Source organism: Methylobacterium sp. J-072 (assembly GCF_022829425.1).
Classification (GTDB): domain Bacteria; phylum Pseudomonadota; class Alphaproteobacteria; order Rhizobiales; family Beijerinckiaceae; genus Methylobacterium.
Genome location: NZ_JAKSYK010000188.1, coordinates 1 through 403, shown reverse-complemented (window position 1 = coordinate 403; position 403 = coordinate 1). Strand labels below are relative to the sequence as shown.

At 71.0% G+C, this 403-nt stretch carries 1 protein-coding gene; it reads right to left on the bottom strand.

Annotated elements, in window-relative coordinates:
* Positions 1-403, bottom strand: a 403-nt coding sequence (locus MKK67_RS23615) for an outer membrane protein (RefSeq protein WP_409568436.1), incomplete at both ends; no start/stop codon positions are given.

The following is a 403-nucleotide window of genomic DNA, read 5'->3' as shown; positions in this document are numbered from 1 at the left end:
GCTGGAATAGGCCGGGGCGAGGTTGGCGGCGTTGACGAGCAGGACACCCTGGTTGCGGGTGCCGCGGTCGAGGTTGACGTACAGGCCTTCGACCTTGAGCGTGACGGCCGAGGAGCGGAAGAAGTTCAGGAACGAGTCGGTGGGCAGGGCGTACTCGATGCCGCCGCCGACGCCGTAGCCGGTGCGGAAGCTGTCGTTGGCGGCGTAGCGGCCAAACGAGCGGCCGGCGCTGCCCGAGGCGTAGGCGAAGCCGCCGGTGCCGTACACGGGGGTGCGGGCGAAGGCGTAGTCGAGGCGGCGGCGCACGGTGCCGAAGTAGTCGAGGCTCGACAGGCCGCGCGGGTCGTTGAGGATCAGGCCGGGCGCGATCGCGCCGCCGCTGACGAAGGCGTTGTTCCGGTCG